A 20,038-nucleotide genomic window follows, 5' to 3' on the forward strand; every position below is an offset into this window, starting at 1 on the left:
CTAAAATTACAGTTTAAAGTACTATGGCAGGTCATACTGTACATTGAAATCATTACCGTTCAACAGACATTGGTCACCATAAGATTCAGCAGTTCTTGTCCTTCTTTATCATCTTATGTTCTTTTTGCTGATTTTTATTGTTACCTATAAAAAAATTTTTAAAATCAAGAGGAGTTCATTATTAAGGCATATCAAAAATAAATAATTTAACAATAAATCATTAAAATATGAAATAAGTAACTGTAAATCGTGCTGTTTTTAAAATTAATACAGCTTATTAAATTATTTCTATTTAAATATTTAATTTAATAAAAACGACATATGTAAAATTTATCGATTTTATTTTTGATATTTTGAATAAAATATTATATTTGAAGTGTTATCGATAGCTAAATGTGCCTTTAATTTATTAATTTTATAACGATGAAAAAATTATTATTTACAGCAGTGTTATCAACTGTTACAACATTGGGATTTGCGAAGAGTTCTGATATTTTAGGCTCCGATATTGAAATGCAAAATCTGGTAGTATAAAAAAAGAGAGTACAGTAAAATCTCAAACTAAAAAAACAAAAGTAAAGGAACTACAGCAGCTAAAGCCGTTGTGCGTGCAGAATGCAGAACAGTAGTAGTGTCATGTACATCTGCATATACTTGTCAGAACTGGTCTGAAGATCAATGGAATACATGGGGGACTAATATTCAAAGCAATTACTGTATGTATGACAGCCCGTATACACCTTAATGGGTGCACAAAATTCAACTATTGAAATACGTTGATTAACTAGATTAATCTAAAATAAATCGTTCAAAAAATATTTGTGTCTGCTTTTAAAAAGTTATACTGTAATTAGTAGCTAACTCATTAAGATATAATGTGGAAGAAAGACCTATAAATATTTTCTGAACTTTTTTCAAGTACTAAATTATGAATCTTATAAAAGAACGAACCTTCATAACTCTATTTTTATTGATTTTCGCTGTTTCATTTTCTCAGACAGCTACGGTGGATTCGCTAAGAGGTGAATTTACCTACTTGCTTCAGTATAAGCCTAATACTTTACATGGAGATCACATTATAAAAGAATTATATACATTACAAATCACAGATAAACGTTCTTTTTTTAGTAGTGAAAATAAACTGAAATTTGACTCAGCTTTTTCGGCGGAATACCATAAAAAGGGCAGTATTATTGATTTAAGCGGTATTCCTGTTTCCAGATCTAACTTTTTAATCATTCAGACAAACGAAAATTCACAATTTTACGAGTCAGTTGGAATGACTCTGTTATCATATACTAATCCCGTAATTCATAATTGGAAGTTGATTCATGAAACGAAAGTGATTAATGCCATTCATTGCAAAAGAGCAGAGGTAAATTTTAAAGGCAGAGACTGGATCGCTTGGTATTCTACCGAAATTCCTTTCCCCTATGGTCCATACAAATTCAGTGGTCTGCCGGGTTTAATAGTAAAAATAACTGATAAAACAGCAGATTATGATTATGAATTAGTTAAAGCAGTGCCTAGTCATCAATTAAAGGGTAAAACCGTCACAGTAAATAAAGCACGGTATCAAGGGGCTAAATTGGTCACACAAAAAGAATTGTCAGAAGCAAGAAAAAATTTTAGAGCAAACGCCAGACGTGAGTTAGAAAGTATGGGTACTGTATTTTCACAAGACCAGACCAGACCCAAAATAACCGAGACGGAGAAAAAAGGACATAACCCCATTGAACTGGAGTAATTGAATTTATTCTTCTAAATTATTTTTATGTGATTTGAAATTTAGCACAACATTTAAGTCTAGTTTAAAGTATAAAAAAATATCTGAAAAATTAGTTAAAAATCAATCTGACCTTTGGATCGAATACATCATGCCGCTAATTCATGAATATATTTGAAAATATATTTATGGCTGCCCCTTATTTTCTACTAGACACTTATCCGTACTTTTCTTTCCATTCCTTTTTCAGGCGGGTGTAGATTTCATTCTGCTCTGCCTCTTTCCACTTTTTAAAAAAGATGTCGGCGGCGATCGCTTTTTCAGGATCACCGGTTCCGCGCTTCAGGGGTTCGTAATCATGTTCAGCATCATATTTTTTACCGCCTTTATAATTAAAATAACGTCTGGCACGCGTAAATCCCATCTGAAGGTATTTTCGGGCCATGTCTGCACCTACAAAGTCTGCGGTGTCCAGGTATTGAAGAAAAAGGGAATAGATTTTATCAGAACTTTCGGTGGCAATATCGGCCGTCTTGAACCGCCAGTACCGGCCAATTTCACTTTTGTAAGGCTCACAGATCAGTACGCCCTGTTCACCTTTACCCACTCTGTATTTTTCCGGAGATTTCCTGTAATCGATGTCCGGTTTCCAGGGATAGTCTGCAGAATTGAAATTTAAATAGGTAGGTTTTTTGCTGCTCATCCTGAATTTATACAAACAGGATGCCTTTATTGGTAATACCGGTTGAAATCCATTATGGACGGATACTTATATCAGCCTGTTATCCTGAACACAACGGTACAACAAAGTTTCAAGACTCTTTATGTCGAACGGCTTTATGAGCAAAGCATCAGCCTCAGATTCCGACAGCAGATTTCCTGTTTCTATGGTGGTCGTCATGATGATAATGGGTAGGAAGAAGTTAATGCTGATCTTTTCTGGCTGCGGCTTATTTCCCGGCCCTGCGGAAGGTGATAAAGGTGGTCCTCAATCAAAATAAGATCAGGCTGCAAGGCAGAGGTCTTTTCCGGAACAAAGTCCGATAGCGGTGAGAGAAAAGTATATCCGGCCTCCGTAATGATGATCTACATCACATCAGGTTAATCTCACAGTATTGATAGCACGGACCCACTCAGATTGGTCGCAGCGGGTACACTGATGATTTCCGGGAACTAGCTTTTTGACATGTCCGCAATAGGTGCATGCATAGATATCTTCATCAGAGACATTTTCTGATTTTTTCTGGTAGGGCTTAGGGAGAACCGGCAGACCATATTTAACCTCATCATCGGTAAAATAATAGAAACTGATTTTTCCCGTCGTTTCCAGGATGGCTGTTTTTACCTGCCCGATATGCTCAATAGATTCCTGTCTCATTTCAGAAAAAAACTCGTCTTTAGCGAAAGTATGATCTTTTCTGATGCCCATTACAAATTCGCCGTCTTCGATCACGTAGATAGGTTCCCCTTCGATAATGTTTTCAAACTTTTCACTCTTAATGGCAAAATAGGTAATGACACGGTAGAGGAGAATGATGGCTGCAAATACAATAACAGACGGAACTATCGGCGCCTCTTTGCTGAACATAGGATCGCCGGCGGCAGAACCTAAGGCAATAATGATCGCCACTTCGAACAGGGAGAGCTGGCGTACACCTTTTTTCCCGGAGAGTCGTAAAATAAGAAGTACCATGCTGAACATGATGAGTGTGCGTATGACAATTTCAAGGGCAAAGCTGAAATTAAGGTCTCCGATGAATATTTCGTTCCAATCTAAGTTCATAGTTTTTACTTTTGTGAATAGATAATAAGAAGGTCATGGTACTAACAAATTTGCAGCCAACAGTCAAATTTCTGCTGAAATCGTAAACATGAGTGAAGAATAATTTATTTTCACTTCCTTTACCAGGAATCGCCGAATATTTTGAACCCTGAATTACAAAATTAGATAGAGCTCTGAAAAACAATTAAAAATTAGTAAGGAGATTGAAAATTAAAATATGTTTAATTAAAAATTAATAATACTGACGTTTTTTTTCCCATTAGAATTTATAATGGTCCTTTTACGGTATGTAAAAAAGACACCTTACTTTTGGAGGATTTCTTATAAAGGAATTTGAAAAAACAGGAGCCCATACGGCGCAGTTGCAAATTGAATCGCAAAACGCATTCAGTAACTATACATTTTATCTGACAAATGTTTCCGAAAAAGATATGAAACTTATAGAAGCTTATTTTAAATATTTCTAATCCTTTATACTGTAGTATTTAGTTAACGAATATTGCCAATAAGATCAATGGCTGAACATACAAAAAAAACAAAATGACATCAATAAACACTATTGACAGATTTCATTAAAATTAATACATTTACACCATCTAAAAATGTCTAAACCATTCCGGATTATTTGATTTAACTAGATTTCATTTGATAGTTTTGTCGGTTATGACTTTAATACGAATAGAAATTTATGAGAATAATCGAGTGTCATGAGGAAAAGATCCATCTCGCCGGTCAGGTACAGGATTTAGGCTTTCTATTGGTCTTCCAGGACAGATGTTGTGTCGCCGCAAGTGACAATGCCCGTATCGAAGGATGGGAATCCTCCTCATTGGTAGGGAATTCTCTGGCTGACATCCTTAAAAGTCTGTTACCTGGGTATAGCGTTGAACAGGTCGAACAGAATATTCAGGATAAGATATTTTACCGTTTTGTTGAACGGATCCGCTTGGCACAGCATGATTATTTTCTGAGCATCTACCAATACGATGGTAGGATCTATCTGGAAACCGAATTGGCACATCCCGAACAGATCAAGACCACCAAACTGTATTATTATGCTAAATATATTGAAGATCAGAGCCGTATTGGCACATGGCAGTCGCTTACCGATCTGGTTCGTGAGATTATAGGTTTTGATCGGGTGATGGTGTATAAATTTCTGGAAGATGAAGGGGGACAGGTTATCGCAGAATCGAAACGGGACGATATCGAATCATTTTTAGGGTATCGTTATCCTGAGTTTGATATACCGAGACAGGCAAGAGAACTCTATAAAGTTTTTCATGCCAGACATACGGCTGATGTCGATGCACCTGTGCATGGGCTGATAGGACTGTCGAAGGAATCTGTGGATCTCAGCCGGTGCAGTATCAGGGCCATGTCACCGCTACACCTTCAGTATATCCGGAACTCCGGGGCAAAGGCCAGTGCCAGCTTTTCAATTATTATCGATGGTGAGCTGTGGGGTCTGGTTACCTGCCAGCATTATCACCCCCGACATGTCGATCTTTCGCAGAGGCATTTGTGCGTTTTTCTGACACAGTATGCAGTGAATAACTATCTGGCCGGAAAACAGAAAGAAATGTTAGCTTTTCAGGATACGATCGGTCATATGGAGACTGAGCTAAAAACCGAACTGTTGGTAAACAGGGGCAGATTTACTATTTTAGAAAAGTTCGGTTCACAGATTATGGATATCATGTCTGCTGATGGGGTGATCATCCGCCACGATCAGGGATTTAAACAGTATGGAGAAGTACCTTCGCCGGAACAGATCTTACAGATGGACCACACCATTGGCGAAAGCGGATACGAAGCGATTTATTCGACCCATCAGTTCAGGACGGATGGTGAGAATGAGGAATCAGGAAAAGCAGGGATCTTTCCGGGTGTGGTCCGATTGGATGTCATTCCCAGTAGTAACTGGTATATCTATGTTTTCAGGAAGGAAAGAATCGTAGACGAAATCTGGGCCGGGAAACCTGTAAAGATACAGGAGGTTGACAATGTTAATGGCGTAAGCTTCTATTCACCACGTACATCGTTTGATGCCTGGATCAAAACTACGGAAGGAAAATCAGAGGAGTGGAAGCTGTCTGAAATTCAGTTTTTAAAAGACATCGGCCAGATTGTTCAGCAGTCTATCGCCCAACGCGGTGGCGAGATTGAAGAGCTTAATAAGGAACTGGTCCGTTCAAATAATGCCCTTGAAACGTTCAGTTACACGCTTATGCATGATCTGAAAAATCCCCTGACGTCCATTCAGCTGTCGGCACAGCTGATTTCAGGCAAAAAGAATCTTTCCGAAGAAATGAAGCTGAAGATGGCGGCTAATATCATCGAGGGTTCGAAACTCATTACCGAAATGATGGATAAAGTCTATAAGATCTCCAAGGTGACCCAGGTAGAATTTGAGTTTGAAATGATCGATCCCGAATCTGAAATCCTGAGCATAATAGAAAATGCCATGCAGCAATATAAGGTTCCACATCTTAGATTTACGCTAAAAAACTGTATTCCGATATGGGGCGAAAGAACACTGTTGTACCAGCTGTTTTTAAACCTCGTAGGAAATGCCATTAAATACAGCAGTCAAGAAACCGAACCTGCCATTGAAGTGTACAGTGAATATGAAAACAACGAGATTTGCTATACCATTACGGATAACGGAATCGGAATGGATTTATCGGATAACCTCAATATTTTTGAGATCTTTAAGAGACTGCCAAATACCGATGGCTTTGAAGGCTCAGGTATCGGGCTCTCTATTGTAAAAAGAATTGCGGATAAACTTAATGCTTCCGTATCGGTTGAAAGTGAGCCGGGACAGGGGACTACCTTTACTATCAGGTTTAAAAAAATGTCTGATCAATAGAAAATAGGTACCACATCCGTATTCATTGCATAATTTTTGCATATTGAAGTTTGCCTGTCAAAGTATGGCAAGCATCCCTTAAACTATCAGAATATGAAAACAGTCTTTATCCTTGAGGATGAAAAAAATATAAGAGAAGCTTTAGAAATTTTATTATCGTTTGATAATTATAATGTGATCTGTTGCCCTAACGTGAGTGAGTTTTACACAAAATCATCTACTGTGATTCCCGATCTGTATCTTCTCGATGTAATGCTGCCGGACGGTTCGGGCATAGACGTGTGCAACTATGTTAAACAGACAGACGGAACCTGCAATGTACCGGTTATTATAATGAGTGCCCATGCCAAAGCCATTGAAATAGATCAGGCCTGCAGACCCGATGCATTCATCAGCAAACCTTTTAATATGGATGATCTCCTGGATAAAGTGGCACAGCTGACTGCAGGTACAAGATAGCCCATTCTGAGCAGATTAAAGTAAAATCTTATAAAGATGGTATCAGCATCAGATACCTGCCAGGGAAACAGACCTTTTAATTATCTGGTATTTGTATCTCTGCAGAAACAGGAATATCTTCCTCCTTTTGATGCGAATATAAATAACGGGCAGTTATTTAATGAGACTATTAGCGGGTTTATAAGATGGTCTCAGAAAACCATATCTTCTATTAGTAATTTAGCTTAAAATTTCTATGTCATATATACTGAAAACAACTACAGCCGGACTTATTTACATATGGCCATCCAGAGTGATCAATGTAAAAAAGCCGAATGCTATTGACGGGGCGAAAATTTTGGGTAAGCCGGTAATTGTTAATGTTAACCAGATAGGCTTTCTTAGTTTTAATGTAGAAGGCAAAGTAACTTTTTTTATGGCTAACGGATTCGAAATATCGATGAACGTACCGTATGATGCTGCTGAAGAAGCGTTAAACTGTGCAAAGGAGCATACTGAAAAAACCATCATCGGATAGCAGTATACCTATAACACTTAAGGTATTTAAGTAACCTGAGTTCGGTTTAAGCGAATTGTAAAAACAATTGGCCGTCATTTCCTTTATTGAGGTTTAGTGAGGGTTTTTTAGGGAAGAAGCAATATGCGGTTAATCCTCCCAAAATATTGATTATAAAATTGTTCACACTTCTATGTCTGGTATGTTCTATCTGGCAATGATTTTTAAGTTCATCATTTATAGTCTCAATTATTGCTCTTTTTCTTAATAAAATTTTGTCTTCCATCTTCATAATATGATTTTTCATATTTTTTCGGAGTTTGGTAAAAAGCTGAATGCCATCAGCGAAAAGCATTTCCCATAGAGCTTTTGAAAGATATCCTTTATCTGCAAATAATTTTCCAAACAGCTGCTGAGTCATTTTTTTTATATGTTTTGGATTTCGGTCATCTACATTTCCTTTTGTTAAATAGAAGGATAAGAGTTCTCCTTTTTCATTACAAACCAAATGAAGCTTAAAGCCATAAAACCAACCCATTGAAGATTTTCCACGTTCTGCCAAACCTTTGAAAACTTTATGATTGTGTATTCTTTGATTTCTGCAAACTCTCAGAGCTGTACTATCCATAAAACTTATTCCGGTGCATTTTCCCAAACATTTTTCTTTCAGAAACAAGGCCAAAACCACAAAGTTTCTTTGCTGAAGTTCAATAAACCGATTGTATGAAAGACTGGTGGGAAATAAATCTTTCCAATACCCACAAACTATTTCTTTGTAATAATGCTTAAATGTTTTGTGGGCACCTAAGTGAAATCCTATCATGATGGTGATAATTTCAGAATCAGACATTCTGGATGTTCTGTTTCTTCTTTTCTTGCTATCCCCAAGGGCCTGTTTTTTCATTTTTTTAATTTGAGCAGCAAACTCTTTACAAAAATCATTAATTTGTACAAAAATATTTGTAATTTGGTCTTTCAAAATCATAAGTAATAATTCGTTTAAATATTTGAACATCAATAACTTAAATATACGAATTATTACTTTTTCATACAAATTTTATTTCATTTCCTTATCCCGAACTCAGGTTAAGTAATATATTTCGCTTGGAAGAAGTACACTGAAGTTGTGTTGAAAATCTTTAATTTCTTCTGAAGCGCACTTAATTTTACGGTATTTTTTTTAGCTTTATAAGTTTACTTAAAGAGAGAGTAAATAAACACACCGCTACCGCACGAATCCCTTCGTGTGGTTGTCTGAAATCCAAAAGTTTTTTTAACACTTAAGTTATTTAAGTAATCTACTTTACGTGGAAGAAGTACACATAAGTCTCGAAAATCTTTGATTTTCTTCTGATGTGTTCTTGATTCTATGGTATTTTTTAAACCTTTTAAAGTGTATTTAAGTGTGAGATAGTAAATACCACACCGCTACCGCACGAATCCCTTCGTGTGGTTGTCTGAAATCCAAAAGTCTTTTTAACACTTAAGTTATTTAAGTAGTATACTTTGCGCAGAAGAAGTACACGAAAGTTTTGTTGAAAATCTTTAATTTCTTCTGAAGCGCACTTAATTCTATGGTATTTTTTTTAACCTTTTAAAGTGTATTTAAGTGTGAGATAGTAAATACCACACCGCTACCGCACGAATCCCTTCGTGTGGTTGTCTGAAATCCAAAAGTTTTTTTAACACTTAAGTTATTTAAGTAGTATACTTTGTGCAGAAGAAGTACACGGAAGCTTTGTTGAATCTTGATTTTCTTCTGAGGTACACTTAATTCTGCGGTATTTTTTTAAGCTTTCTAAAGTGGATTAGGTTTGAGATAGTAGATAACCACACGATAGAATCGTGCGGTAGCGTTGTTGTTGAACTGTTTATAGAGGGTTTTGCTGTATTATGTAATTGGTCTTTATATGATAAGCTGTGAATATAGGATTAAGATAGTAAATACCACACGATAGAATCGTGCGGTAGCGTTGTTGAGATGTTTATAGAGGGTTTTGCTGTATTATGTAATTGGTCTTTATATGATAAGCTGTGAATATGGGATTGAGATAATAAAATACCACATGATAGAATCGTGCGGTAGCAGTTTATTGTAAGAGTTCAAAAGCAATAGATTCTGAAAAAGGCCGTCTCAATCTATGAAATGGCCTTTATATATTTGTTAGCTTCCTATGCGGAAATGATTTTATATTATAATTTTCTACCGGTCATTCAGTGGCCGGGCAGGTTCTTTTCATAAATGTTTATGGCTGCCCGCTTCCGCCCGCAGCTCCATAAATATGCCCAGTGGTAAAGCTGGCATCATTGGCAGCAAGCTGAACGAAGATCGAAGCGAGTTCAGCAGGCTGTCCCGGTCTTCCTAACGGGGTATCTTCTCCAAATTTAACAAGGTTTTCCTGGGTCTGCCCGCCGCTGACTTCCAGAGCGGTCCAAACCGGTCCCGGTGCCACCCCGTTTACCCGTATTCCTTTAGGTCCGAGCTGTTTGGCCAGAGACTTCACATAGCTGGTGGTTGCTGCTTTGGTTTGGGCATAATCATACAGATTTTCTGAAGGGTCATAAGCCTGAACTGATGAAAGCCCTATTATAGAAGAGCCTGGCTTCAGGTGCGGAAGTGCTGCTTTTGTGATCCAGAACGGCGCATAAATGTTGGTCTTCATGGTCCTGTCAAACGCTTCGGTACTGATATCCAGTATCGAATCATTGCTTTTCTGGTGACCGGCATTATTAATCAGGATATCCAGTCCGCCCAATTGCTGTACGGCTTGGGCGACCAGTTTTTTGCAGAATTCCTCATTTCGGATATCGCCGGGAATGGCAAAGGCCTTGCGTCCCGCTTTCCGGATCAGCTCAATAACTTCTGCGGCATCAGATTCTTCTTCAGGAAGATAATTGATTGCCACGTCGGCACCTTCGCGCGCGTAGGCAATGGCTGCTGCGCGGCCGATCCCGGAATCTCCTCCGGTGATCAGTGCTTTTCTGCCCATCAGTCTTCCGGATCCTACATAGCTTTTTTCACCATGGTCCGGAACCGGATCCATTTTACTGGCCAGTCCGGGAAAGGGCTGAAACTGACTTTTGAAAGGAGGCCTCGGATATTTGGTCGTTGGGTCAGTAAGGTCAGGCCCTGTCATACTTCGTGGCTTCTGATTTTGAGATGACTGTGCCAGCGCTGCCGGAGCCACAGTTGCAATAGCAATGGTAGATGCTATTTTTCCTAAAGCATTTCTTCGTGTAATAGATTTTTCCATGAGATTTACTATTTTGTGATGGTTTGGGTATATATAATCCTCAAATTTAATGGATTTAAGGATCGATTAAATGTTTAATCAACTTATAAAAACTAATTTTATGCCGTTTGACCTACGATTTATAAATTATTGTAATCTATTTTCATGTTAATTTAATTTCCATTCAAGTTCAGAGGACATAGGCAGGGTTTATCATTCCGGGAAAGACATCACTAGGTAAGATGATTTTTTCTGGTATTCATATACCATTTTAGATGGGCAAATAAATTACTTTGTATATATTTGTCATATTATGATTACCCAAGAAAGTTTGTCGGATAAAGGCTTCAGCCTGGATTTAATCATTCAGGCATTAACCTCATCTTCGGCACCTACATCCATCTATTCAGGAGAAGATATGATCATTCGTTTTGCCAATGCGGGCATGTTAGCGCTGTGGGGCAAAGACTCATCCGTAATAGGCAAGCCATTGATGGAGGCAATCCCGGAGCTGGAAGGACAGCCCTTTTTAGAACTGTTGCGGGAGGTCTGGCGTACCGGCAAAACGTATTCGGTATCCGATGCTCCTGCAAAACTGATAAAAAACGGAGAGGAAACGCTCGATTATTTTGATTACGAATATAAAGCACTGATTGGTGATGATCATAAAACATGGTGTATACTTAATACGGCATTAGAAGTAACTTCACGCCGTGAATTTTTGCAGCAAATACAGCAGAAAGAAGAACGGGAGCACGCTCTTAATGAAGAAATGGCCGCCACGCTTGAAGAGCTGACCTGTACCAATGAAGAGCTCAGCCATTCTATAAAGCAGCTGGCTGATAGCAGGGAGTACATCCGAACGATCATTGAACAGGCTCCTGTAGGAATTGCCATGCTGAAAGGCCCGGAACATATCATTGAAATTGCCAACCCGGCCATTCTCACGATATGGGGTCGCACAGAGGCGGAGGTTATTGGCCACCCTCATGAAAATGCCCGCCCCGAGTTGCGGGACCAGCCAGTAAATGGTTGGCTCAGGGAAGTCTACGAAAGCGGAAAGCCTAAAATAAATACTGAGTTTAAGGTAAAGTTGCGCCATAAAGATGGATTGAGAGATGCCATCGTAAACTCGATATACCAGCCTATATTTTCTGATAACGGTAATATTTCAGGAGTTCTGATCATTCTGGAAGAGATCACCCGACAGGTCCTGGAGCGGCAGAAGAATGAAAATGACCAGCAGATGCTGGCCCTTGCCATAGATGCAGGGGAACTTGCCACCTTCTACTATCAGCCCGCGACCAATCTCTTTTCCGGAAATACTCTTCTCAAAACTTGGTTTGGTTTGTCCTCCGATGAAGATGTAGAGCTTTCCCTAGCATTGGCGGTCATCCTGCCGGAGGACCGGGATCGGGTAATGGCAGCGATTACCAACTCTTTTACGAAAGATTCGGATGGCTATTATTTTATAGAATACCGGATTAAAAATAATACCGACGAAAAGATAAGGATGCTCCAGGCCAACGGCAGAGTTTTCTATGATCAGCAGGGTAATCCGCTGAGCCTTAACGGTACGTTGAGGGATATTACTCAACAGAAGAAAGAGGAAGAACGAAAAGATGATTTTATGGGGATGGTAAGTCATGAACTCAAAACACCGCTTACTTCACTCAGGGCCTATCTCCAGGTTTTACACCGGATGGCAGTAAAAACAGAAAACCTCCTGCAGCAAAATACGCTGGAAAAGTCTTTAAAGCAGGTGGATAATATGACGGGAATGATTAATGGCTTTCTTAATGTTTCAAGACTTGACTCAGGACAGATGCATATTGATAAAACAGTCTTTGATTTCCAGGTGTTGTTTTCGGAAATTGAGGATGAGGTTCTTTCCACTATTTTTACCCACAGTTTTATCTTTCAGTCTTCGGGATCGCAATCTATATTGGCAGACCGTGAGAAGATCTCGCAGGTACTTCATAATCTTATCGGAAATGCAGTGAAGTATTCCCCGATGGGCACATCAGTTACCGTAGAATATCTCACGATTGGTGATAACCGTTTGAAAGTAAATGTTCAGGATTACGGAAAAGGGATTTCCGCGGATGATCAGAAGCGTATATTTGAGCGCTACTACAGAGTAAAGGATATTAATGACACATCAGTCGCCGGCTTTGGTATAGGACTTTATCTCTGTAAGGAAATTATTGAACTTCACGGTGGTACTATCGAGGTCCGGAGCTTGCCGGAAGAAGGTACTGTATTTTCATTTATTTTACCGATAAACGGACAAAAGCTCAGCTGAATTATGAATAGGCACATGTGATCATCGGATCAAATTTTTCTGGTCCTAAGAGCCCCGGAAGAACTTTCCTGCAATTCTGTGATATGAGCCCATACCTTAAAGATGACTTTACTGTAGAATTGATGAAGATGATACGCCATTATCATCTTATCCACCTTACTCGTTTTTCTCAAGCGGCAAGGTGAACCAGAATTCGCTGCCATTTCCCAGCTCACTCTCCACTCCGATCTTTCCCCCGTGATTTTTTATAATATCCGCACTGATGTAAAGGCCTAAACCAAGACCTGTAAACTTCTGACCATGATAATTGGTTCTGTAATAACGTTCAAACAGGTGAATAAGATTTTCCTTTGGAATCCCCGGTCCGTTGTCTTTTACACTGATCTTTATTTCTTCTTCACTTATTTTTTCAGCCTTTACGAAAATCTTTTCCGACTGGGGAGCATACTTAATCGCATTGGTGATAAAGTTGATCATCACCTGCCCAATCTGCTGGTTGTCAGCATTCACCATCTGGGCCGTATCACCCTGGAATATAATTTCCTGTTTTGTACTGTCTCCTAGGTTAGAACAGCAATTGTCAAACAGTTCTGAGAGGACAAAAGGTTTTTTATCCAGTCTCAGGTGTCCCTGCTCAATTCTGCTGGTATCTAAAAGATCAGAGATTAAATGCGAAAGTTTATCTAAGCTTTTAACGGACTGATCCAGAAGTCTTGCTCTGGTTTCACCGGAAAGTTTTTCGTGAGAACGCTGCAGAAGCTGCAGGGTAGCCTTTAAGGCCGTGACCGGCGTTTTAAGTTCGTGGCTGGCAATACTGATGAAGTCATCTTTTCCCTGTGTAATCATTCTGCGGGCCGTTACATCCATAAAAGTTCCGATACCTCCGGAAATTTTTCCCTCTTTGTCAAAGATCGGTGCAGCATTAATGGAAATGTAGAATTTATCTCTGTCCGGAGGCTGTACTCCGATTTCGTGGTCGAACACCGGTTTTCCTGTGGCAAACATAATAGACATGGGATGTTCTTCAGAAGGGAGGAGAGAGCCGTCCAGCCTTAAGTTCTGCCATTGCGGGTCATCGTAGGTTCTGTCTTTGATGGTACTTTCACTTATTCCTAATATTTGCTGTGCCATGGGATTAGCATAAATAAGTTGCCCGCTAGCGTCTGTTACACCCACTCCTTCAGCCATTGTTTCCAGAATACTGTGTAAACGCTGTTCACTGCTCCTGAGTGTTTCTTCAAGCGCAATCTTCTCCAGGATCGTCTGCTCTTTCTGCCGAATGGCCAAAACCTGCGGCGTGACCTCCATGGCCATATCGATTACTCCCGTCACTTTACCGTTTTCCATGTATGGGGTATAGGTAAAATTAAAAAAGCCTTTATCTTCTTTCCCGCCACGGTTTAGTTTCACAGAATTGGAATAATCCGAATGAGGCAATCCTTTCCGGTAGGTCTCGATCAGCATATTGGCTGCATGCTGCCCTTTGAGCTCCGGAAGTTCTTCAAATAATGGCTTCCCTATGATTGAAATATCTTTACCGATCAGTTCCAACATAGAGATATTAATCATCGTAATGATAAAATCATCTCCTTTGACCAGCATCATGGCTACCGGCGCCTGTGCAATAAGATTACTGAAGCTTGTCTCACTGTCAGAAAGCTGGTCATTAAGTTTTAGAATAGTGTTATTTAACTGGATGAGTTCTCTGTTTCTGTCTTCCAGAAGTTTATTAGAGCTGTCCAAATTGGAAATATCCTTCTGAAACCCTTGATTATCTACCCTGAGGTCAGCATTTTGGTTTTGCAGCAGATCGTTTAATATCGTAATCTGCTGATTGGCTGCATCCAGGTGATCATTGGTGGCAGCGTATTCCTCATTCAGTGTACCCAGTTCTTCATTAGTGCTCTGTATCTCTTCATTTAAAGCCGTAAGCTCTTCAGTGTACTCCTGTAACTTGAGTTCGCGTGCCTCCAATTCCTTTCTTGCCGTTACTCTCTCCGTAACATCTACAATTGTTGCCATTACTGCATCTACATGACGGTTAACATCCAGAAGAGGCTGTAAACTGATGTCGAGATATTTCATTTCTATATTACCATCTGCATAAGCATTAAAAACAATTTCCCTGATGGAGATCGCTGTGCTTGAAGAATAAACAAGATCAAGCTGATCAGACAGAACCTGGCCTTTGAGCATCGGGAAGATTTCCAGTAACGGTCTGCCTAATACTGTTTTTTGCGTATATCCCCAGATGGTCTGCATTTCGGGATTGGCTGTTTCAATGAGCATATCACGACCTCTTAATAAAGCCAGTCCGACGGGAGTGGTCCTCACCAATTCCTGCATTCTGTTTTCGGTAAACTCCAGCTTCTGGAATACTTTTGACAAACGGTTATGGGTATCGTTGAGTTTCTCGTTAGTCGCCTTATATTCTTCATTGGCAGCAGCTAACTCCTCATTGATTTTTTGTTCGCGTTCTTCCTTTTCCTTCACCAAGTCCCATGCTCTGACCTTTTCGGTCACATCCACGGTGGTATGGAGGATACAGTAAACCTTTCCTTCATCGTTCAGGATAGGTCTATAGATAAAATCAAAATAGGAGGTGACCATTTCGCCATTAATTTCAAGGGTGGCAGGCGTATTCTTTGCTTCATACGTTTCGCCTGTTTGCCATGCCTGTTTTAACAGCTGGGTGAAAGGCTGACCTTTTATTTCGGGTAAAGCCTCTTCAATCGGTTTTCCCAGAACAGACCGGTCTTTTCCCCAAATGGTAAGCATAGCATCATTAGCAAGCTGTATCGTAATGTCTGATCCTGTATAGATCGCTGTTGCATCACTGGATTGTTTAAGAATTTCAAGAAGTGCTTCCGTACCCAAGGCAGAGAAAAATCCAATCATAGATTTAAAAGAGATAAATTTTATAAAGCTTACCCGCTAAATCTCAATCGGTTCAACATGGATAAGAAGGTACAAATGTAGACATTTAAAGTAGATATTAATTAAAGAGTTTTTATAAAAATAAATTTTAAACCTAAAAGTTATTTTCAATTATTTGTAAATAAATCAATCCAATCATCTTTCTCTACTGTAAATGCAAATCCATACTATACATTATTTTTTTGTGAGGCTTATTACTGGTTATCGGATGCCGGAAGCTGTCAATTCATTTATTCTTTTCTCCAGCATATCCAGTTTTGAATGTAGATCCATGATTTTTAACTCCTGCTCACTAATAATTTTTTCCAGTTTTTCATTTTTTTTGTCTGATTCAGATAATTCCTGAATGCTTCTGATAATCGGGGCAAAAAGATCATTATACCGTACCGAAAGAAAATCATTATCCGATCGCCCATTATTGATAATGGCTGCGTTTTTGTAATTATTCTTACCCAGTGTATTTTCAAGGTCCTGAGCAATCAGTCCCCATTCCATCCGCTTTTCGGGATCATTTTTTTTAATATATTCTACAGGTTCAAGTTGGTTGATAAAGTCTAACCCCAATGGTATCGGAGCTATTTTTTCTTTATATCTTCTGTCTGAGGCCACCGACATCGCTACCTGACCTTCAATCACCGTGACATTTTCATTACCGATTCTTACTTTATTGGAAATATTGACCTTGGCTCCGTTCCCGATCGCAGTGGCATTGCTGATATTGGCAGCTGTAACATCGGCACTATTACCCAGCGCGGTATTATTGTTGCCATTTATATTATTGTAAAGGGCCAGATTACCTACGGCCACATTCCAGCTGCCTAAAGTATTGATGCGGGAAGCGTCATGGCCTATTGCCACGTTCCCTGATCCTGACGAGTTGTCTCTTCCCGCGTCTGTACCTACAGCTACATTATCATTACCATCCATATTGGCATACATAGAGGCAAACCCCAGGGCTACATTACCATTTCCTGTGGTATTGTTATACATGGCTTCTTTACCCATCCCTGTATTACTGCTTCCTGTAATGGTAGATCTCATGGAATTGATTCCATAAGACGAGTTGTTGGTACCGGTCGTATTGGAGTAGAGCGCAAAAGCGCCGGATGCTGTATTGTCATTTCCGGTAGTATTGCTTCGCAGCGACTGGATGCCTACCGCACTGTTATTCTCTCCGGAGGTATTATTCTGCATAGATTCCTTGCCAACGGCCGTATTGGAGCTCCCATTACCGCTGGCACTTAAAGTCCCTCGCCCGATGGCCGTATTGGCGCTGCCGGATACATTTCCGGTTAAAGCCTGGTATCCTATAGCCGTATTGGAATCTGTTGTGTTGTTTCTCAGAGCCTGATAACCTACAGATACATTTCCGCCGGTAACAGCATTGGAATAGGAGGCTTCAAACCCGACTGCCGTATTTCCGGAAGCAGTTGTATTTTGATTCATTGCATTTTTTCCAACAGCAACATTTTCACTTCCTGAAGTATTATTGGATAATGTGCTTGAACCGAAAGCAGCGTTATTATTTCCCGTAGTGTTGGCATATAAGGCATTGTCGCCGATTCCTGCATTATTGTTTCCGGCGTCACTGTTCCCCGACCTGTATCCGAAGAAAGTCTGTATCGTACTTATTCTTCCGGACCGTTCGTTATTGATTCTGAAGTTCAGTGGGGTATTGTCGATAGTCCCTAAAAAGTTCGTACCGTCTACTGTGGAACTGTTGCCATTGATGAGCCAGACCGATCCGGAATTATTCAAGGGAACCCAGGTTAACTGAGGGAAGTTCCAGTAATAATATCCCGGAGAATTTGCTCCGAAAGGTGATCCCGCGGGTGTAGGTAAGCTTAAATACACCAGCATGCTGTTTTGATCCGCCGTTGGATTAGTCACCGGAAACGAGTTAATCCGGGGAATGAGCAGTCCGTCTGTATTGGCTGGCGTATTGCTGTTAACGACAGAGATGTCTAACGTTGCCCTTGGAATTACGTTATTAATGCCTACCTGCGCATTGCCAGAGATAGCTAACATAAGAAGTGCTGGTACTAAATATTTTTTCATATTTAATTATTATGATGTTATATGGTAAAAATAATTAAAATTTTTAAAGAAATATCAAAATAAACTAAATAATATTATTTAGTTTTAGTAATTATGAGATTGAATTTCTATACACATGATACAAAATAAAAATAATCGTCAATGGTTCCTTAAAAAGATTAACAGAGTACGAATAATCACGGGGGTTATCCTGGGAATATTCATTACGCTCATTTCGGCGTGTATTGTGATCTATAGTATTTTTGATGAAGAACTGCACGTCTACAGTTTTGCGAAAATACTTTTTATCATTGTACTGATGCTTTTAATTATGGTGCTGGTTCTCAATCTTTTTTTCTTTAAAAGTTACACAGAAGTATTAAGGATAATGAATGACGATGATCTGCAGACCTTAATCCAAATAAGTGAATCCCGCTTCTGGCTGGAAAAATATCTTCCTTCATTTATCATTTACTCCGGAAAAATCAGGATCTTTACCTGGCTCAGACAACCCGACTTTTACTTTTCAGAATTAAAAGAAATTCAGATAAAGACCAATATCTTCACCAGAGGAAGGCAAAATAAACTGGTTATATTTAAAAAAACTAAAGGAAGGTCTTTTTTTTTCTCAATCGACAGTAATCCTGTGCAGAGAAAACATCTCCTGGAAAAAGCTGTTGTTTATCATCCTGAGATCATTATAAAAGGCGATTTATACTAGAAACTGATCATGACATAGTTAAGCCGCCGCATACCATTGAGTTGTCAGGCATGCTTTTAGATAGATAGCAACGAACAATTATCTTAATCCTTTGAAAATTGCCATAATCTGTAATGTGAGATAATGAATGATTAATTACATAGGGTTTGAAAATCACGTGAATGGTAAGCTGATGCAGATATTAATCTACTCATATGATAAAAAGAATTTTACTGTTGGCAGCAATCTATGCTGCTGCGACTATACTTCTTACGGTTACCATTTCTGAAAAGAAGTCATTCGTTACCATTCTGGTCTTACTGAATATGGTTTTTGCTGTTTTCTTTGCTCTAGGGGTGTACCAGTACTTCAGACGCTCAGCTCAGGATAACAGGCCATCGGCGGGTGCTTCTGATCGAAGTAACACTGTAAATTTTGACAGTACATCTGTTTTCAGGATTTCGCGGAAACCATTTCTTCTGGGCATAGAAAAAAGTTTCGTCAGCCAAGAAGATTTTTATTTTGACCGGGACTTTTTTTACGCAGTGGATGACGGAACATCGGCATTAAAATATCCGCTGTCAGATATCGCTGAACTCTGCAGTACCTCGACTCAGCTGAACAACAGCCGGGTCTGGAAGATCAAAGTATACAGGGGTCCAGAGCTCATAGAATATAAGTTTACACACAATTTTAGCATTTGGAATAAAAACTTCCGTAATTTTTATCAGAGAGTAAAAGAAATCAGACCAGAGGCCGTAACATCAGAATGGAGCCTGTGGCGCATGTAACAGTGGAAGGTTTGTATGAATTTATATCTTTCTGACATCACCTGGCTTTATATATCCGGAAGTTTCTTTGCCGTTTGCACTTTTAAAGTAAATATAAATCCAGTTTCCCTTTGTTATACGGTCAAGATTTAAAGTGACTGTGTCCCCTTTTATTAAATATGCGCTCTGTTTATATTTCTCAGCCGGTTCCGAATAGAGAAATGATTTTTCGGATGTTACCTTATAGTCTCCTGCTGTCGCATCCGAAATTTTGGTATACATTCCATTGAAATCTTCGGTTAAATGATCCGGGGCGCATTTTTCGAACTTTGCATGTAGAGCATTATTGATGAGTTTTAGTCTTACCGTACAGTCAGGGTCGTTTTCATCACTTTTTAAGACAGACTGCCGGTCTGCCAGAATTCCTGTCCCGTAATATGAGCCGGTCTGTGCAGTAGTGGTGTTCCACCAAGCAAATATTTCAGCAGTAATATGATTTTGCTTTTTAATTAATGAAATGTAACTGTAAGATCCATTTTTATTTTTCAATTCGTAAGTTCCGTCTTGCGCCTGGACAGAAAATCCTGTTGTAAGAATCGTGATTCGAATAAACATCTTTAACACATTTACTCTCAGGTTGCTACCTAATTGACTATATTTCATGTTAAAAGTTTTAATTGCCGTTCAGAAATATATGGTGACTCTAAATTAGTGAAT

16 protein-coding genes are annotated in these 20,038 nt (G+C 39.2%); 9 read left to right on the forward strand and 7 right to left on the reverse strand.

Going from position 1 to position 20,038, the window contains the following annotated elements:
* The first annotated feature begins 928 nt into the window (after positions 1 to 928).
* Positions 929 to 1,747, forward strand: coding sequence for a GLPGLI family protein (locus ODZ84_RS18020; protein WP_266173765.1), 819 nt, complete (start codon positions 929 to 931; stop codon positions 1,745 to 1,747).
* A gap of 196 nt (positions 1,748 to 1,943) precedes the next feature.
* On the opposite strand, the gene ODZ84_RS18025 is transcribed toward ODZ84_RS18020, so the two are convergent.
* A complete protein-coding gene (locus ODZ84_RS18025) occupies positions 1,944 to 2,429 on the reverse strand; it encodes a DUF4385 domain-containing protein (protein ID WP_266173766.1) in 486 nt (161 codons plus the stop codon).
* Positions 2,430 to 2,483: 54 nt separating this feature from the next.
* Here ODZ84_RS18025 and ODZ84_RS18030 point away from each other — a divergent pair, with 54 nt between their 5' ends.
* Positions 2,484 to 2,642 carry a hypothetical protein gene (locus ODZ84_RS18030; protein WP_266173767.1) on the forward strand — a complete coding sequence of 53 codons (159 nt, stop codon included), beginning with the start codon at positions 2,484 to 2,486 and terminating at the stop codon, positions 2,640 to 2,642.
* A gap of 180 nt (positions 2,643 to 2,822) precedes the next feature.
* Here ODZ84_RS18030 and ODZ84_RS18035 read toward each other — a convergent pair whose 3' ends face one another.
* Entirely contained in the window at positions 2,823 to 3,509 is a 687-nt protein-coding gene (locus ODZ84_RS18035) for a DUF421 domain-containing protein (protein WP_266173768.1), read from the reverse strand.
* A 688-nt stretch (positions 3,510 to 4,197) separates the two neighbouring features.
* On the opposite strand from ODZ84_RS18035, the gene ODZ84_RS18040 reads away from it, so the two are divergent.
* From ODZ84_RS18040 to ODZ84_RS18055, 4 genes are all read left to right on the forward strand, one after another.
* Entirely contained in the window at positions 4,198 to 6,384 is a 2,187-nt protein-coding gene (locus ODZ84_RS18040) for an ATP-binding protein (RefSeq protein WP_266173770.1), read from the forward strand.
* A gap of 93 nt (positions 6,385 to 6,477) precedes the next feature.
* Complete coding sequence (locus ODZ84_RS18045) at positions 6,478 to 6,843, forward strand: response regulator transcription factor (RefSeq protein WP_266173771.1); 366 nt, start codon at positions 6,478 to 6,480, stop codon at positions 6,841 to 6,843.
* A gap of 36 nt (positions 6,844 to 6,879) precedes the next feature.
* Positions 6,880 to 7,071, forward strand: a complete 192-nt coding sequence (locus ODZ84_RS18050; RefSeq protein WP_266173772.1) for a hypothetical protein — start codon at positions 6,880 to 6,882, stop codon at positions 7,069 to 7,071.
* 7 nt (positions 7,072 to 7,078) lie between these two features.
* Entirely contained in the window at positions 7,079 to 7,360 is a 282-nt protein-coding gene (locus tag ODZ84_RS18055) for a hypothetical protein (protein WP_266173774.1), read from the forward strand.
* A 46-nt stretch (positions 7,361 to 7,406) separates the two neighbouring features.
* Here the strand turns inward: ODZ84_RS18055 and ODZ84_RS18060 are convergent, their stop codons facing one another.
* Together ODZ84_RS18060 and ODZ84_RS18065 are read right to left on the reverse strand one after the other, a co-directional pair.
* Positions 7,407 to 8,324 carry an IS982 family transposase gene (locus tag ODZ84_RS18060; RefSeq protein ID WP_323670686.1) on the reverse strand — a complete coding sequence of 306 codons (918 nt, stop codon included), beginning with the start codon at positions 8,322 to 8,324 and terminating at the stop codon, positions 7,407 to 7,409.
* Positions 8,325 to 9,585: 1,261 nt separating this feature from the next.
* On the reverse strand, positions 9,586 to 10,593 hold the full coding sequence (locus ODZ84_RS18065; protein WP_323136772.1) for an SDR family oxidoreductase: 1,008 nt from the start codon (positions 10,591 to 10,593) through the stop codon (positions 9,586 to 9,588).
* A 292-nt stretch (positions 10,594 to 10,885) separates the two neighbouring features.
* Here ODZ84_RS18065 and ODZ84_RS18070 point away from each other — a divergent pair, with 292 nt between their 5' ends.
* Entirely contained in the window at positions 10,886 to 12,877 is a 1,992-nt protein-coding gene (locus ODZ84_RS18070) for a PAS domain-containing sensor histidine kinase (RefSeq protein ID WP_266173775.1), read from the forward strand.
* A gap of 156 nt (positions 12,878 to 13,033) precedes the next feature.
* On the opposite strand, the gene ODZ84_RS18075 is transcribed toward ODZ84_RS18070, so the two are convergent.
* Together ODZ84_RS18075 and ODZ84_RS18080 are read right to left on the reverse strand one after the other, a co-directional pair.
* Positions 13,034 to 15,775 (reverse strand): PAS domain-containing protein, encoded by a 2,742-nt coding sequence (locus ODZ84_RS18075; RefSeq protein ID WP_266173776.1) that lies wholly within the window; start codon positions 15,773 to 15,775, stop codon positions 13,034 to 13,036.
* A 240-nt stretch (positions 15,776 to 16,015) separates the two neighbouring features.
* Positions 16,016 to 17,872 carry a tail fiber domain-containing protein gene (locus ODZ84_RS18080; RefSeq protein ID WP_266173777.1) on the reverse strand — a complete coding sequence of 619 codons (1,857 nt, stop codon included), beginning with the start codon at positions 17,870 to 17,872 and terminating at the stop codon, positions 16,016 to 16,018.
* 115 nt (positions 17,873 to 17,987) lie between these two features.
* Between ODZ84_RS18080 and ODZ84_RS18085 the strand changes: the two genes are divergently transcribed.
* Complete coding sequence (locus ODZ84_RS18085; RefSeq protein ID WP_266173778.1) at positions 17,988 to 18,572, forward strand: hypothetical protein; 585 nt, start codon at positions 17,988 to 17,990, stop codon at positions 18,570 to 18,572.
* 194 nt (positions 18,573 to 18,766) lie between these two features.
* On the forward strand, positions 18,767 to 19,342 hold the full coding sequence (locus ODZ84_RS18090; protein ID WP_266173780.1) for a hypothetical protein: 576 nt from the start codon (positions 18,767 to 18,769) through the stop codon (positions 19,340 to 19,342).
* Positions 19,343 to 19,363: 21 nt separating this feature from the next.
* Here ODZ84_RS18090 and ODZ84_RS18095 read toward each other — a convergent pair whose 3' ends face one another.
* A complete protein-coding gene (locus ODZ84_RS18095) occupies positions 19,364 to 19,984 on the reverse strand; it encodes a hypothetical protein (RefSeq protein WP_266173781.1) in 621 nt (206 codons plus the stop codon).
* Between the last annotated feature and the right edge of the window lie 54 nt (positions 19,985 to 20,038).

This window comes from Chryseobacterium fluminis, assembly GCF_026314945.1.
GTDB classification, from domain to species: Bacteria; Bacteroidota; Bacteroidia; order Flavobacteriales; family Weeksellaceae; genus Chryseobacterium; species Chryseobacterium fluminis.

Coding starts and splice junctions, on each gene's coding strand:
- ODZ84_RS18020 (WP_266173765.1), top strand. CDS start 929: ATGAATCTTATAAAAGAACGAACCTTCATAACTCTATTTTTATTGATT.
- ODZ84_RS18025 (WP_266173766.1), bottom strand. CDS start 2,429: ATGAGCAGCAAAAAACCTACCTATTTAAATTTCAATTCTGCAGACTAT.
- ODZ84_RS18030 (WP_266173767.1), top strand. CDS start 2,484: ATGGACGGATACTTATATCAGCCTGTTATCCTGAACACAACGGTACAA.
- ODZ84_RS18035 (WP_266173768.1), bottom strand. CDS start 3,509: ATGAACTTAGATTGGAACGAAATATTCATCGGAGACCTTAATTTCAGC.
- ODZ84_RS18040 (WP_266173770.1), top strand. CDS start 4,198: ATGAGAATAATCGAGTGTCATGAGGAAAAGATCCATCTCGCCGGTCAG.
- ODZ84_RS18045 (WP_266173771.1), top strand. CDS start 6,478: ATGAAAACAGTCTTTATCCTTGAGGATGAAAAAAATATAAGAGAAGCT.
- ODZ84_RS18050 (WP_266173772.1), top strand. CDS start 6,880: ATGGTATCAGCATCAGATACCTGCCAGGGAAACAGACCTTTTAATTAT.
- ODZ84_RS18055 (WP_266173774.1), top strand. CDS start 7,079: ATGTCATATATACTGAAAACAACTACAGCCGGACTTATTTACATATGG.
- ODZ84_RS18060 (WP_323670686.1), bottom strand. CDS start 8,324: ATGATTTTGAAAGACCAAATTACAAATATTTTTGTACAAATTAATGAT.
- ODZ84_RS18065 (WP_323136772.1), bottom strand. CDS start 10,593: ATGGAAAAATCTATTACACGAAGAAATGCTTTAGGAAAAATAGCATCT.
- ODZ84_RS18070 (WP_266173775.1), top strand. CDS start 10,886: ATGATTACCCAAGAAAGTTTGTCGGATAAAGGCTTCAGCCTGGATTTA.
- ODZ84_RS18075 (WP_266173776.1), bottom strand. CDS start 15,775: ATGATTGGATTTTTCTCTGCCTTGGGTACGGAAGCACTTCTTGAAATT.
- ODZ84_RS18080 (WP_266173777.1), bottom strand. CDS start 17,872: ATGAAAAAATATTTAGTACCAGCACTTCTTATGTTAGCTATCTCTGGC.
- ODZ84_RS18085 (WP_266173778.1), top strand. CDS start 17,988: ATGATACAAAATAAAAATAATCGTCAATGGTTCCTTAAAAAGATTAAC.
- ODZ84_RS18090 (WP_266173780.1), top strand. CDS start 18,767: ATGATAAAAAGAATTTTACTGTTGGCAGCAATCTATGCTGCTGCGACT.
- ODZ84_RS18095 (WP_266173781.1), bottom strand. CDS start 19,984: ATGAAATATAGTCAATTAGGTAGCAACCTGAGAGTAAATGTGTTAAAG.